The organism is Corynebacterium sp. c25Ua_47, from assembly GCF_039907205.1.
In the GTDB taxonomy this organism is placed as follows: Bacteria; Actinomycetota; Actinomycetes; order Mycobacteriales; family Mycobacteriaceae; genus Corynebacterium; species Corynebacterium hiratae.
This window is the reverse complement of sequence record NZ_JASBOH010000006.1, coordinates 72,836-85,641: the sequence shown is the minus strand read 5'-3', so window position 1 is coordinate 85,641 and position 12,806 is coordinate 72,836. Positions and strand designations below refer to the sequence as shown.

Sequence of the window (12,806 nt, the reverse complement as noted above, 5' to 3'; positions counted from 1 at the left end):
CACTCAGTCTATCCCCGCCGGCGCTTATTGACAATTAAATGAAAATGGATGGCGGCGCCAGGGGGCGATTCTAGGATTCGGCAGGTTGGCAGTTTGACGGTGCGGGGACGTCGCGGAAGCGGTCGATGAGGTAGTTCGTGCCCTGCAGAACCGCGCGGACCGTGGGCGCGGCATGGTTGGTGCCCGAGCCTGGGTTCACGTTGACCGCCCGGGCGTCCTCAAAGTAGACGGTCCCGCCGGCAGCACAGAAGTCGTGGGCCATGCGGCGTGCTTGCTGGTAGGGGATGATGTCATCGGTCGGGGAGTTGACCACCATCATTGGGGCGTTGAGAGCGCGCTGGCCGAGGCGCTGCTCGTGCAGCATTCGAGAGGCCACCGGCTTGCGGCGGAGGAGCTCGGCGAAGGACTCGCCGCTCGCGGTCAGCTCACTGGTGCGAATATTTCCCCAGGTAGACATCGATTCGCGCAAACAAAAAGTGGCGGCGTCGGCGAGGAATGTGTGGCCGCGCGGATTCATCTCATCGATGATTTCCCGGGAGAACTCCGGGCTACGCTCCGCAAAACCATTGATGGCGTAGCCCAACACGTGAACGAGCGCTGAGCCGTCGACCGCCTGCATCACCTCGAAGAGGTCCGCTGGAGGTGCACCGGCGAAGGTTCCCTTGACGTTGAGCTCGGGGGCGTAGCTAGCGGCGTATTCGCCCGCAGCGGCAGCTGCACCGCCGCCTTGGGAGTAGCCGACAAATCCCACGGGGGAATCGGCGGGAGCACCGGCGAGCCGGAGCGCGGCGCGGGCGGCGTCAAGAACCGCGTGGGCCTCCTCGACGTTGTTGACATAAGAATGGTGCCCCGGGGTTCCGAGCCCGATGTAGTCCGTGACTACGACGCGCACACCTTGGGAGGCCGCATAGTTATACACGCGCGTGGCCGCAGCTTCATAGCGCTGGTCAACGCGGTTGCCGTCGGCGGCGAAACGGGCTCGGGACGGTGCACACTGGTCACCCGCCCCACGCGTTCCCGGCGCGTAGACGATAGTTGGGCGCTCGCCCGGCCCGTTCCATGGTGCTGAGGGCTCGTAGACCATGCCGGTCACCGTGGTGGGTGTGCCATCCATGAGGGTGGAGGAATAAGAGATAACAGTGGCCTTAACACCGGGTTGTTCTATCGGTGACGCCGATTGGACGCTGCCCGGCTCCACCGCGTGGGCGGCGGGTGACGCCAGAATAAGAGCAGCGGTGGCCGTCAGCACTGTTAACAGGGATTTTATTCGCACAAAGCTCAGAGTAGCCTGCGGCGTCGTGGTGCGCATCCGCGCTAAGCTGGCACGCATGGGAATTTATTATCGCAAGCGCAAGAAGACCGGAAAGAACAGCTGGATCAACCTCTCCGGCTCCGGTGCCTCGATGTCGACGAAGGTCGGCCCCGTGACGTTTAACTCCCGCGGCGGCATGTGGGTCAACCTGCCCGGTGGCCTGAATTTCCGGGGACGCTGGCGCTAATGACATCTCACCCCAACAGCGACTATGTCCGTATGGGGTACGAGGCCGACGTCGTCTTGCGCCTAGGCATGATGCTCATGGGGGCGGGAACGTCCGGCTACCGCGTCCTGCGCGGCATGAAACGTGCCGCCCGTGCGCTCGGCTTTGATCGGCTCGACGCCAACGTTGGCGTCACCCAGATAACATGCACGTTTCACCGCGGCCGCGAGTTTCGCACCGTGGTGGCCCAGCAGCATTCACCCGCCGTCGACGCCTCCCGCATCGAGGCGCTGGAGGATCTCACCCACCACAGGCTGTACGCGGGCATTACTGCGGAAGAGCTCACGGAGATGCTTGATTCCATCGAGTCAACGGTGGTCAAGCGTTGGAACCGCTGGCTCTTGGCTGTAGCGGCAGCTATTGCGTGCGCCTCTTTCGCGGTCCTGAACTTCTTCACGCCGCTGGCGATTCTCCTAGTGGCTCTCGCCGCTTTCTGCGGCCAGCTCACCCGCGCGGTCTTGCACGGCAAGCACGTTCACCAGCTGGGCTGCATCGTGGCGGCCGGAACGGTGGCCAGCCTCGTTTACTTCTTCACCACCGAGGCTGTGGCCGCCGCCGGGGTGGCTGACCCGTCGGAGTTTTCCTCGGGCTACGTGGCCGCCGTACTTTTCCTCATTCCCGGCTTCCCGCTATTCTCCGCGCTCATTGATCTCGCGCGCTTCGACTTCGAGGCCGGACTATCCCGCCTGACTTACGCGCTGACGGTGATCACAGCTGCGACCTTTACCGTGGCCTTAGTCAGCTGGACCACGGAACTCACCCCGGAACCGGGAATTCCGGACTATGCGCCCGTGTGGTACCTCGCCGCCGCGGCGGCCAGCTTCCTAGGCATTTCCGGATTCGCGTTCCTCTTTAACTCCTCGCGCCGGATGGTGCTCGTGGCGGCCGCGGTGGGAACGGTGGCCAACCTTGTGCGCCTGCTCCTCATCGGCGTCGGGGCCACGGCCTACGTCGGCGCCTTCGTAGGTGGTCTCATCGTCGGGCTCCTAGGCGCGGTGGCCTCCACACGCGCACACCTACCGCGCATCACCACGACGGTGCCCGCGTCCGTCATCATGATCCCGGGCACCTCCATGTTCCGCACTGTCTATCACCTCAACGTGGGTAACATGGACCAGGCGTTGAGCAACTTCGCTACCGCCTCGATGGCCGTGGCAGCCATCGGCTGTGGGCTTATCCTCGCGCGCCTGTTGACCGACCGTGACTGGACCTTCGGCCACCTCATCGACTTCTCACATGTGCCTAGTGCGGAAGGTGGAACAAACCCTCGTCGTTGACATCCATCAACCCATCCTCGAGCAGTGAGGCTTGTGCGCGCGAGCGCTGTGCCGCGTCCGGCCATACCGCGTCGAGCGCGGATTGCTCGACGGGATGAGGGGTGGCGCGGAGGACGTCGAGAAGCAGCCCTCGCACCTGCCGGTCCGTACCGGTGAACTTTTGCACTCGCTTCTTGGCCCGCGCGGTCTCTTCTTCGCTGGGCTCCGGACAGCCCGCGAGCTGCCAAGCGCACGTGGACTTGATGGGGCAGGCGGCACAATCGGGATTCTTCGCCGTGCACACCAGCGCGCCGAGCTCCATGAGCGCGGCTGAAAAGCGCGGACCGTTCTCTTTTGGAAGCAGGGCTTCTACCTGCGCCAACTCGCGTTTTGCGGGAGGTGGCGCCAGGAAGCGGCCCTCCTCGGCGCGGGCATGGACGCGGCGGACGTTGGTATCTACCACCGGGACGTTGTGGCCAAAATGGAAGCAGGCCACCGCACGGGCGGTGTACTCACCGATCCCCGGTAGCGCCAAGAGCTTGTCGACATCCCCCGGGACCGGTCCCTCACCAATCTCCTTCGCGCATTCCCACAAGCGCAGCGCGCGGCGCGGGTAGCCCAGCTTGCCCCACGCGCGCAGGACATCCGCTTTGGAAGCCGCCGCGAGGTCCTGCGGGGTGGGCCAGCGGCGCATCCACTCCTCCCACTGCGGGGCGACGCGCGCGACGGGTGTTTGCTGGCTCATGACCTCGCTTAAGAGCACGCCCCATGCCGAGGTCCCTGGCTCGCGCCACGGTAGGGGACGCTCATGGGCATCGAACCATTCCACGACAGCTTGGGTATCCATAGGCACCTCAGTGTAGGCGGTGGGGACTAGAGTAAGGATCATGCCTTTAGTAGATGTCCCTCAAAACCCGCAGAAGGTGTGGGAAGCCCTCCAGGAAGGTAACCACCGCCTGGTGACGGGCCACCTCATCGACGTTAATCAGGATGCGAAGCTGCGCGCTGGCCTGACCCAAGGCCAGGACCCACGCGTCATCGTGCTGGCCTGCTCCGATTCCCGCGCGCCCATTGAGCACGTGTTCAACATTGGTTTCGGCGATGCCTTCGTCATCCGCACCGCCGGTCACATTCTGGACAGCGCGGTGATGGCGTCGCTGGACTATGCCCTGGAGAATCTCAAGGCCAACCTGCTCGTGGTGATGGGGCATCAGTCCTGCGGTGCGGTGGGCGCAGCCGCGGACTTCCTGGCGGGCGGCGATCTGCCGACGGGCCTGCAGCGTCCGATCATTGAGCGCGTGGCCGCTGCCTCGATGGTGGCCAAGCGTGATGGCCGCGAGGAGCTCGCCGATTTCGAGCGCGAGAATACCGCGCAGACAGTCTCCCAGATCATTTCTGACGTGCCGGCTGCGCGCCAGCTTCTCGACGCCGGCACGCTCGGCATCGTCGGCCTGCGCTACCTCCTAGAGGATTCCAGCGTGGAGACCGTCGTCCTGCACGGCGTTCACTAGGCTCGCCGGCTGGCCCGGGCACTGGGCGGGACTAAGCGCATAGAAGTCGCTGCTCAAGACACGCGGCCCCGGGCTGGCCCGGGTTGGGCTCTAGTCCCCTTAAACTAAGAGCTGTGACTGAGCCATCCCGTACCCCGAAGCAGCTGCCGCGAGAGATTTACCTGCGTCGCCGCATCGCCGCGCTCGTGGCGATTCTGGTACTCGTGGTCATCCTTATTTGGGCTGCTACCGCGCTCTTTAGCGGTTCGAAGGAGGACCCGGGAGCCGAGTCGCAGCAGGCGGCGGCGTCGGGAACTCTGACTCCGTCGGAGGATGCAACCTCGGCGGTGGAGACGACGGAATCCACTGCGTCTGAGGAATCCACCGAGCCCGAGGCGGGGGAGGCGGACAAAGAAGAACCGACCTCCGAGGCAAAGCCAGCTGAGCTCACCGTTGATCCATCCAAGACAACGTGTTCCCTCCAAGACCTTAAAGTGATGGCCAAGACCAACGAGGACAGCGTCCCCGCTGGCAAGATGCCCACCTTCTACTTGGAGGTATTTAACCCGACGACGGAGGACTGCTCCATCGATCTCGATGAAGAGCAGCTGCGTTTCGAGGTCTACAAGATGGGCTCGAACGAACGCGTGTGGTCCGATACCGATTGCTATGCCTCGGTAGAAACCGGCAAGCAGACTTTCAAGTCCGGTGAGACGCGCTACTTCCAGGCGGATTGGTCCCGCAAGCGCTCCGAGCCGGGCCAGTGCACCGAGCGCGAGGAAGCCGAGCCGGGCGCTTACTTCCTGCATACTGTCATCGGGGAAAACTACTCCCCAGCGTTGCCGTTCAACTTGCTTTAAGCGCTGCAATCGCCTCGCTCAGGGTTGCGGCTTGGCGCACCTGTATGCCGCCGCCGACATCTACCTTTCCGGGCGGGACGATGGCGTAGCGGTAACCCAAGCGGGACGCTTCTGCCAAGCGGCGGTCTAGGTTCGGTACGCGGCGAACTTCGCCGGCCAAGCCCACCTCGCCGATGACCACCGTCTTCGGTGGTAGCGGCTGCTCGTGCAAGGAAGACCACGTGGCGAGCGCTACGGCAAGATCCGTCGCCGGCTCTTGAATCTTCATGCCGCCCACCGTGGCCACGTAAGCGTCCTTATCGTTGGTGCGTTCACCGGCGCGGGCCTGCAGTACGGCGAGCACCATCGGGACACGGTTGGCATCGAGCCCCGTGACCACGCGCCGCGGGTTCTTCGCCACGGGGTCGACGGTCAGCGCCTGCACCTCCGCCAGGATGGGGCGCACGCCATCCATGGCGACGGTCACCGCTGAACCGTCTGGGGTGCTGCCGCGGTGGGAGAGGAAGAGGCCGGAAGGGTCCGCCACCTCCCGGATGCCGGCGGCGGTTTGCTCAAAGCAGCCCATCTCATCGGTGGCGCCGAAGCGGTTCTTGAGTCCCCGGAGCAGACGCAGGGAGGATTGACGGTCACCTTCAAAGTTCAACACGACGTCCACGAGGTGCTCGAGCACGCGCGGGCCAGCGACGTTGCCGTCCTTGGTCACGTGTCCGACGAGGAGGATGGGGATGCCGGTGGTTTTGGCCAGCGTGGTCAGGGCTGCGGTCACCGCACGCGACTGTGCCACGCCACCGGCTACGCCCTCCACCCCGGCCGCGTGCATGGTTTGGACGGAGTCCACGATGAGGAGGCTGGGCTTGAGCTGTTCGACGTGACCAAAGACGACATCCAAATTCGATTCGGCCGCGAGGTAGAGCGTCTCGTGCAAGGCCCCGGTCCGCTCGGCCCGGGCGCGGACCTGCCCGGCGGATTCCTCGGCCGTGGCATAGAGGGCGGTGCGGCCCAGCTGCGCCCAGCGGGAGGCGACCTCCAATAACAAAGTGGATTTTCCGACTCCCGGCTCACCCGCCATGAGCACCACCGAACCGGGAACGATGCCGCGGCCAAGAACGCGATCGAGCTCCCCGATGCCAGTGTTGAGGGCCTTCGTGGCGGCAGCGCCCACCTTCGTAATCGGAACCGCTGGGCTCGTCGGTGTCAGGCCGGTTGGTCGGCGTCCAGACACAGCGGCCTGGGCCGCGGTGCTGCTTTCTGACGCCGCGGTTTCCTGCAACGTTCCCCATGAACCGCACTCGGGGCAGCGGCCAAGCCACTTGGGGGAGACGAAGCCGCATTCAGAGCACGTGTGGACGGGACGAACCTTTTTTGCCATGCCCATCACTCTAGTAAGTGGTGTGGACATTCACGTCGCGGGCAGGATCGCACCCTTTTCATCGCGCGGGATATGCACAGAGGCGCTACAGTGTTAGCCAGGTTACATCTTGTGTGTGCCTGCCCCCTCTTTATCCCCGTCCGATTTCTCACAACAAGAAGGTATTTCCATGAAGATTCGTCGTACCCTCGTCGCCGCTGGCGCTTCTGCCGCCGTCGCCCTCGCTGGCACCCCGGCTGCTTCTGCCGCACAAGCTCCCGAGCCGCTGGCCACTGTTCTGACCGAGATCACCAACGTCGCTGGCTATGAGGCTCAGAACCTCATCCTCGTCCCGGCGGCGCTGTCCTCCTTGGGCTTCCTGTCGAACCTGCTGTCCTAGTCCAGTTCACTTACCCCCACACCTCACTATTCAAGGAGAACCCATGAAGATTCGTCGTACCCTCGTTGCTCTGGCCGCTGCTACCTCCCTGGCTGTAGCCGGCGCCCCGGCCGCTTCCGCCGCTACCTACCCGGAACCGCTCAACCAGGTTATGGATGAGATGGTGAAGTACGGCGGCCCGCAGGCGCCGAACCTGCTTCTCATCCCGGCTGCCCTGTCCTCTCTGGGCATTCTTAACTCTCTGCTTGTGATGACTACGGCATCCTCGCGAGCTTAAGAGTTTCCTGCGTTCGCTGAGGAGCGTTAAACGCACACCGCCCCAACTGCCAAAGTTGAAGCCCGTGATTCGGGCGGGAAAACTTTGGCGGCTGGGGCGGTTTTCTATGAAGAAAAGGCTTACTTGTTCTCGGCGTAGCCCTCGGTGGACTGCGGGTCGCGGTCAAAGTCACCGGACTGCAGCGGGGAGGCGGACACGGTGGCGTCAACCTCGATGGTGCCGGTGTTAAAAGTGAAGGTCACCGGGCGGGCGCCGCCGAAGGCGAAGCCGTCGTTCTCCAGGGTGGTGGCCACGTAGGTGATGTTCTTGTCCTTGCCGTCCTTCGGGAGACGGTCCAGGTTCGTCTGGGAATCAGCGTAGAGGGCGTGATCGCGAGGAAGCGGCTCTGCGCCTTCCAGTGGTACGTCCTGGCCGTCGACGCTCACGGACTCGAGGACGACGTCGTCGACCTTGTAGCCCTGGTTGACGGCCACGAACTTCAGGGAGGTCTCACCGGTGTCCGGTTCAACCTGAATGGTGACGTCACGCACGGCCACCTTGCCATCTTCGGTGCTTGCGGATGCGCCGTCGACAGCAATGACCTTTTCCGCGGTCTGTGCAACATGACCGGCCGAGCAGGACGCCAAGGCCAGCGCGGAGAGGGCGGTAACTGACATGATGGCACCGCAGCGAGCGGCGGACTTCAGGGACTGCACTGTGAGTGTCCTCCATTGAATTGCGATCACAAAGCTTATCAACGCTTTAGCCTAGTACCTCCGCAGTAAAAGCACACAGTTTCCGACAAACCTCTTGGGTAAACCGGGGGTAGCCGCGCTTTATGTTGGCCGTCATCGTGGTGTAAAGCGAGCTGCTCTACGGGCCTGGGTGGGGGAGCAGTGCCGGAAAACTGCGTGCTAGAGTAGATACCCTGTATATGCGGCCCACTGAGAGTACGCCGAGAGCGCACGATGGGCACCGTCTCAAAGGCTTCATAAGGAGTGGCAATGGAATTTAAGGTCGGAGAGGTCGTCGTCTACCCCCACCACGGCGCCGCCAAGATTACGGCGATTGAAACGCGCGAGATGGGCGGCGAGGAGCTCGAGTATCTCGTCCTCCAGATCAACCAGTCCGACCTCGTGGTTCGTGTTCCCTCCAAGAACGTTGAGATGGTAGGCGTGCGTGATGTTGTGGGCAAGGAAGGCCTCGACAAGGTCTTCTCCGTCTTGCGCGAAGAAGACGTGGAGGAGGCCGGCAACTGGTCCCGCCGTTATAAGGCCAACCAGGAGCGCCTTGCATCAGGCGATATCAACAAGGTGGCAGAAGTCGTGCGTGACTTGTGGCGCCGCGATCAGGACCGCGGCCTGTCCGCCGGTGAGAAGCGCATGCTGGCGAAGGCCCGCCAGATTCTGGTCGGTGAGCTTTCCCTGGCTAAGCCGGTCGATGACAAGAAGGCGGACACCATGATGGAGGAAATCAACGCCACCATCGAGCGCCACCGCGCCGCCGGCTTGGTCGAGGACAAGTCCATCACCACCGACATTGACAATGACGTCGATCTCGATGACCTCTCCTTCGACGACGAAGACTAATACCCGCCGCGTGATCGCCCTCGTCGCGGCGGCCGGTCAGGGAACGCGCCTTGGCGCTGATATTCCTAAGGCCTACGTGGAGCTGCGCGGAAGTACCCTGCTTGAGCGCTCCGTGAAGGCCATGATTACCTCGGAATTTGTCGATGAAGTCATCGTTCTCGTCAGCCCCGCCATGGAGGATTATGCCACCAGCATCCTCGACCGCATCGATTCTGATGTGCCCGTACGCATCGTCCACGGCGGGGGTGAGCGCGCCGATTCCGTCTGGGCGGGCCTGCAAGCCATCCCAGAAGAGGATGCCGTGGTGCTCATCCACGACGCCGCCCGTGCGTTGACGCCGCCGGGGATGATCGCGCGCGTCGCCAAGCGCGTGCTCGACGGCGCCACCGCAGTCATCCCGGTCCTTCCCGTGGCGGACACCATCAAAGAGGTGGAGGGCCAGACGGTCCTGTCCACCCCTGATCGTTCCCGCCTGCGCGCTGTGCAAACGCCGCAGGGCTTTAACCTGGCCGCGCTGCGCCGCGCCAACCTAGACTATTGGGCGCAGGACCCTGACTTCGTCGCCACGGATGACGCCAGCCTCATGGAATGGCACGGCGAGCGCGTGGAGACCGTGCAGGGAGATACCTTCGCGTTTAAAATCACCACCCCCATCGACCTCGTCCTGGCGAAGGCCGTGACGGATGAGGCCGAACCAACCATCTTCGAGGTGCCTAGTGACTAACCCGATTATCCCGCGCGTGGGAATCGCCACCGACGCCCACCAGATTGAGCCCGGAAAACCCTGCTGGATCGCAGGTCTCCTCTTCGAGGACGTGGATGGCTGCGAGGGCCACTCCGATGGTGACGTGGTGAGCCACGCGCTTGTCGACGCCTTGCTCTCCGCCTCCAACCTCGGCGACCTCGGCTCCTTCGTCGGTGTGGGACGGCCTGAGTACGACGGGGTTTCCGGCGCTCAGCTGTTGCGCGAGTGCCGCGAGCTGCTGGAAAAAGAAGGTTTCATCATCGGCAACGCCGCCGCCCAATTGGTTGGTCAGAGCCCCAAGATGGGCCCGCGGAGGAAGGAAGCCGAGGCCGTGCTGAGCGACATCCTCGGCGCCCCAGTATCCGTTTCGGCCACGACGACGGATCACCTTGGCTTCACCGGGCGCAAGGAGGGCCGCGCTGCCGTGGCTACGGCTGTAGTCTGGCGCGCCACCGAGTCCTAACCTGGTGTCAGGAGAAAGGGGGCGCTGTGGCTTTGACAATGCGAATTACCAATACCGAGGCACTTCGTGCTCGGCACGACGAACTCCTGCACGCCTCCATGGACATGCTTGAGGCATCTGACAAAGGGCGTCTGACAAAAGGCATCAGTCAAATGGCGTTTTCACGGCTGAAAACGCCATTTAGACGTTGCAGATGGCGTTTTTAGACCCAAAGATGCCTTGTGACAGATGCCTTTTACGGGACGCCTTCCTGTCTTAGGTCAATTGGGTGCGGAACAATCCCACCACGCTACTGTAAGCCGCCAGTATCAGTGTTAAAAGCGACGTTGCTCATCCATCCACGACCTAAATCGGGTTGAATGGACAGGCACTGCGCCCAGTCCTGCTCCGTGTGACCATCGGCCGTGGTGAATTCCTACCTGCGGGTCAATTAGACTAGGGCGGGTGAGTACTTTGCGCATTTTTGATACCGCCACCCGCAGCCAACGTGAGTTCGAGCCGGTTCGTCCCGGCCACGCGTCGATCTACCTGTGTGGTGCTACCCCGCAGTCGCAGCCGCACATTGGGCACCTGCGCTCCGGCGTTGCCTTTGACATCCTGCGCCGCTGGCTGCTCGCGCAGGGCTATGACGTGGCCTTGGTGCGCAACGTCACCGATATCGATGACAAGATCCTCACCAAGGCCGCTGAGAATAACCGCCCCTGGTGGGAGCGGGTATCCACCTATGAGCGCGAGTTCACCAAGGCCTATAACACCCTGGGTGTTCTGCCCCCTTCCGTGGAGCCGCGCGCGACGGGCTTCGTCACCCAGATGGTGGAGTACATGCAGCGGCTTATCGACGCCGGCTTCGCGTATTCCGTGCCTGGCGAAGGTAATTCCGGTTCCGTCTACTTCGATGTCGCGGCGTGGAATGCCACGGAAGGCTCGGACTATGGCGCGTTGTCTGGCAACCGCGTCGAGGATATGGAGCAGGGCGAGTCGGATGCCGTGGGCAAGCGCAGCCCGCAGGACTTCGCGCTGTGGAAGGCGGCTAAGGCGGGCGAACCGTCCTGGCCCACACCGTGGGGCAAGGGCCGCCCGGGCTGGCACCTGGAATGCTCCGCCATGTCCACCTACTACCTAGGCGGCGAGTTCGATATCCACTGCGGTGGCTTGGACCTGCAGTTCCCGCACCACGAAAATGAGATCGCGCAGTCCCATGCGGCGGGCGATAAGTTCGCCAACTACTGGATGCACAACCACTGGGTCACCATGGCCGGCGAGAAGATGTCGAAGTCCTTGGGCAACGTGCTCTCCATTGCCAACATGTTGGAGATCGTCCGCCCGGTGGAGCTGCGCTACTACCTGGGCTCCGCGCATTACCGTTCGGTCCTCGAATACTCCGAGGCAGCGCTGACCGAAGCTGCGGCCGGCTACCGCCGCATCGAGGACTTCGTGGGCAAGTTTGAAAACGTAGAAAAGGGCGAGTGGACCCCGGCTTTCGAAGAGGCGATGAACGATGACATCGCTGTGCCGAAGGCGCTGGCGGAAATCCACACCACCGTGCGCGCGGGTAATAAGGCGCTCAGTGAAGGCAACCGGGAGGAAGCCGAGCGCCTCGCCGGGGCGGTGCGCGCCATGGCCGCGGTTCTTGGCTTTGATCCCTTGGATGAACAGTGGAAAGATAGTGGCGAAGAGAGCGGCGCTGATGCAGCACTGGACGTCCTCGTCCGTGCCGAACTGGAGCGTCGCACTACCGCCCGCGCAGAAAAGGATTGGGCTACTGCGGACGCCGTGCGCGACCGCCTTGCAGCTGCGGGTATTACCATCACCGACACCGCCGACGGCCCCACCTGGTCCTTGGCGGATTAACCGTCCTTGGCAAAGGCCAAGGACAGCACAGAAGTCGAGGACAACAAAGGAGAAGAATTATGGCACGTACCCATGGCCGCGGCGGCGCGGGCGCCCGCAAGTCCAATAAGAAGGGGGCTACGAAGGGCTCTGGTGGTCAGCGTCGCAAGGGCCTGGCCGGCAAGGGCCCTACGCCCAAGGCGGAGGACCGCGTCTACCACGCCAAGCACAAGGCGAAGCTGGAACGCGAGCGCCGCAATTCGGGCCGCCACCAGAAGGAGACCGCGGAGATGGTCGTTGGCCGCAACCCGGTCATCGAGTGCCTGCACGCCAAGGTGCCTGCTACCTCCCTCTACATCGTGCAGGGCACGCGTAATGATGCCCGCCTGTCGGAGGCAGTGGCCATGTGCAATACCCGCAACATCCCGATTCTTGAGGTCCAGCGCCACGAGATGGATCGCATGACCGGCAACGGCATGCACCAGGGCATTGGCCTGCAGATCCCGCCGTACAAGTATGCCGACGTTCATGACCTGATGGATCGGGCCCGCGATGCTCAGGAACCGGGTATGTTCGTCATCCTCGATAACATCACTGACCCGCGCAATCTCGGCGCAGTCATCCGCTCCGTCGCGGCCTTCGGCGGCCATGGTGTCATCATCCCAGAGCGTCGCTCCGCCTCCGTCACCGCGGTGGCCTGGCGTACCTCGGCCGGCACCGCCGCGCGCTTGCCGGTGGCTCGCGTGACCAACGTGACCCGCACGGCCCAGGACTTCCAGAAGGCCGGCTACCAGGTTGTTGGCCTGGATGCGGGAGGCGAGCACACCCTCGATACTTACAACGGTGGCACCGACCCCGTTGTCATCGTCATCGGCTCTGAGGGCAAAGGTATTTCGCGCCTCGTCCGCGAGAACTGCGATGCCATCATGTCCATCCCCATGACCGACTGGGTTGAATCCCTCAACGCCTCCGTGGCGGCAGGTGCGGTGCTTTCCGAGTTCGCCCGCCAGCGTCGCGCGGCCCAGAAGTAG

15 protein-coding genes are annotated in these 12,806 nt (G+C 63.3%); 11 read left to right on the top strand and 4 right to left on the bottom strand.

Features of this window, described 5'->3' with window-relative positions; translation table 11 throughout:
- Positions 1-70: 70 nt before the first annotated feature.
- Positions 71-1,273, bottom strand: coding sequence for a lipase family protein (locus QKE52_RS07255; protein WP_347948474.1), 1,203 nt, complete (start codon positions 1,271-1,273; stop codon positions 71-73).
- Between the two features lie 55 nt (positions 1,274-1,328).
- Between QKE52_RS07255 and QKE52_RS07250 the strand changes: the two genes are divergently transcribed.
- Together QKE52_RS07250 and QKE52_RS07245 are read left to right on the top strand one after the other, a co-directional pair.
- Complete coding sequence (locus QKE52_RS07250; protein ID WP_080975064.1) at positions 1,329-1,499, top strand: DUF4236 domain-containing protein; 171 nt, start codon at positions 1,329-1,331, stop codon at positions 1,497-1,499.
- Positions 1,499-2,815: a threonine/serine exporter family protein gene (locus QKE52_RS07245; RefSeq protein WP_347948473.1), complete on the top strand. Its 1,317-nt coding sequence runs from the start codon at positions 1,499-1,501 to the stop codon at positions 2,813-2,815. Before QKE52_RS07250 ends, QKE52_RS07245 begins: the two co-directional genes overlap by 1 nt.
- Here the strand turns inward: QKE52_RS07245 and QKE52_RS07240 are convergent.
- Entirely contained in the window at positions 2,781-3,641 is an 861-nt protein-coding gene (locus QKE52_RS07240; protein WP_071409488.1) for an A/G-specific adenine glycosylase, read from the bottom strand. The genes QKE52_RS07245 and QKE52_RS07240 overlap by 35 nt on opposite strands.
- Before the next feature lie 40 nt (positions 3,642-3,681).
- Between QKE52_RS07240 and QKE52_RS07235 the strand changes: the two genes are divergently transcribed.
- Together QKE52_RS07235 and QKE52_RS07230 are read left to right on the top strand one after the other, a co-directional pair.
- Positions 3,682-4,305 carry a carbonic anhydrase gene (locus QKE52_RS07235; protein WP_070515866.1) on the top strand — a complete coding sequence of 208 codons (624 nt, stop codon included), beginning with the start codon at positions 3,682-3,684 and terminating at the stop codon, positions 4,303-4,305.
- Positions 4,306-4,418: 113 nt separating this feature from the next.
- Positions 4,419-5,144, top strand: coding sequence for a hypothetical protein (locus QKE52_RS07230; protein ID WP_049154729.1), 726 nt, complete (start codon positions 4,419-4,421; stop codon positions 5,142-5,144).
- Here the strand turns inward: QKE52_RS07230 and radA are convergent.
- Positions 5,131-6,513: a DNA repair protein RadA gene (radA, locus tag QKE52_RS07225; protein ID WP_049154761.1), complete on the bottom strand. Its 1,383-nt coding sequence runs from the start codon at positions 6,511-6,513 to the stop codon at positions 5,131-5,133. The two genes, QKE52_RS07230 and radA, sit on opposite strands and share 14 nt — an antisense overlap.
- 169 nt (positions 6,514-6,682) lie before the next feature.
- On the opposite strand from radA, the gene QKE52_RS07220 reads away from it, so the two are divergent.
- Both QKE52_RS07220 and QKE52_RS07215 read left to right on the top strand, forming a co-directional pair.
- Entirely contained in the window at positions 6,683-6,892 is a 210-nt protein-coding gene (locus tag QKE52_RS07220; protein ID WP_070546290.1) for a hypothetical protein, read from the top strand.
- 43 nt (positions 6,893-6,935) lie between these two features.
- On the top strand, positions 6,936-7,169 hold the full coding sequence (locus QKE52_RS07215) for a hypothetical protein (RefSeq protein ID WP_070821337.1): 234 nt from the start codon (positions 6,936-6,938) through the stop codon (positions 7,167-7,169).
- 119 nt (positions 7,170-7,288) lie between these two features.
- On the opposite strand, the gene QKE52_RS07210 is transcribed toward QKE52_RS07215, so the two are convergent.
- On the bottom strand, positions 7,289-7,864 hold the full coding sequence (locus QKE52_RS07210; protein WP_070511090.1) for a hypothetical protein: 576 nt from the start codon (positions 7,862-7,864) through the stop codon (positions 7,289-7,291).
- A gap of 288 nt (positions 7,865-8,152) precedes the next feature.
- Between QKE52_RS07210 and QKE52_RS07205 the strand changes: the two genes are divergently transcribed.
- From QKE52_RS07205 to rlmB, 5 genes are all read left to right on the top strand, one after another.
- The gene (locus QKE52_RS07205; protein ID WP_347948470.1) at positions 8,153-8,737 is read left to right on the top strand and encodes a CarD family transcriptional regulator; all 585 of its coding nucleotides are present in this window, start codon (positions 8,153-8,155) and stop codon (positions 8,735-8,737) included.
- Positions 8,709-9,461, top strand: coding sequence for a 2-C-methyl-D-erythritol 4-phosphate cytidylyltransferase (gene ispD / locus QKE52_RS07200; protein WP_347948469.1), 753 nt, complete (start codon positions 8,709-8,711; stop codon positions 9,459-9,461). Before QKE52_RS07205 ends, ispD begins: the two co-directional genes overlap by 29 nt.
- Entirely contained in the window at positions 9,454-9,945 is a 492-nt protein-coding gene (gene ispF, locus QKE52_RS07195; RefSeq protein ID WP_144013931.1) for a 2-C-methyl-D-erythritol 2,4-cyclodiphosphate synthase, read from the top strand. Before ispD ends, ispF begins: the two co-directional genes overlap by 8 nt.
- Before the next feature lie 444 nt (positions 9,946-10,389).
- Positions 10,390-11,796: a cysteine--tRNA ligase gene (cysS, locus tag QKE52_RS07190; RefSeq protein ID WP_347948467.1), complete on the top strand. Its 1,407-nt coding sequence runs from the start codon at positions 10,390-10,392 to the stop codon at positions 11,794-11,796.
- A gap of 59 nt (positions 11,797-11,855) precedes the next feature.
- A complete protein-coding gene (gene rlmB / locus QKE52_RS07185; protein ID WP_347948466.1) occupies positions 11,856-12,806 on the top strand; it encodes a 23S rRNA (guanosine(2251)-2'-O)-methyltransferase RlmB in 951 nt (316 codons plus the stop codon).

What these genes read in the sequence shown, in the direction of transcription:
- QKE52_RS07250 (WP_080975064.1), top strand. Translation starts at nt 1,329, where the DNA reads ATGGGAATTTATTATCGCAAGCGCAAGAAGACCGGAAAGAACAGCTGG.
- QKE52_RS07245 (WP_347948473.1), top strand. Translation starts at nt 1,499, where the DNA reads ATGACATCTCACCCCAACAGCGACTATGTCCGTATGGGGTACGAGGCC.
- QKE52_RS07240 (WP_071409488.1), bottom strand. Translation starts at nt 3,641, where the DNA reads ATGGATACCCAAGCTGTCGTGGAATGGTTCGATGCCCATGAGCGTCCC.
- QKE52_RS07235 (WP_070515866.1), top strand. Translation starts at nt 3,682, where the DNA reads ATGCCTTTAGTAGATGTCCCTCAAAACCCGCAGAAGGTGTGGGAAGCC.
- radA (WP_049154761.1), bottom strand. Translation starts at nt 6,513, where the DNA reads ATGGCAAAAAAGGTTCGTCCCGTCCACACGTGCTCTGAATGCGGCTTC.
- QKE52_RS07220 (WP_070546290.1), top strand. Translation starts at nt 6,683, where the DNA reads ATGAAGATTCGTCGTACCCTCGTCGCCGCTGGCGCTTCTGCCGCCGTC.
- QKE52_RS07215 (WP_070821337.1), top strand. Translation starts at nt 6,936, where the DNA reads ATGAAGATTCGTCGTACCCTCGTTGCTCTGGCCGCTGCTACCTCCCTG.
- QKE52_RS07205 (WP_347948470.1), top strand. Translation starts at nt 8,153, where the DNA reads ATGGAATTTAAGGTCGGAGAGGTCGTCGTCTACCCCCACCACGGCGCC.
- ispD (WP_347948469.1), top strand. Translation starts at nt 8,709, where the DNA reads ATGACCTCTCCTTCGACGACGAAGACTAATACCCGCCGCGTGATCGCC.
- rlmB (WP_347948466.1), top strand. Translation starts at nt 11,856, where the DNA reads ATGGCACGTACCCATGGCCGCGGCGGCGCGGGCGCCCGCAAGTCCAAT.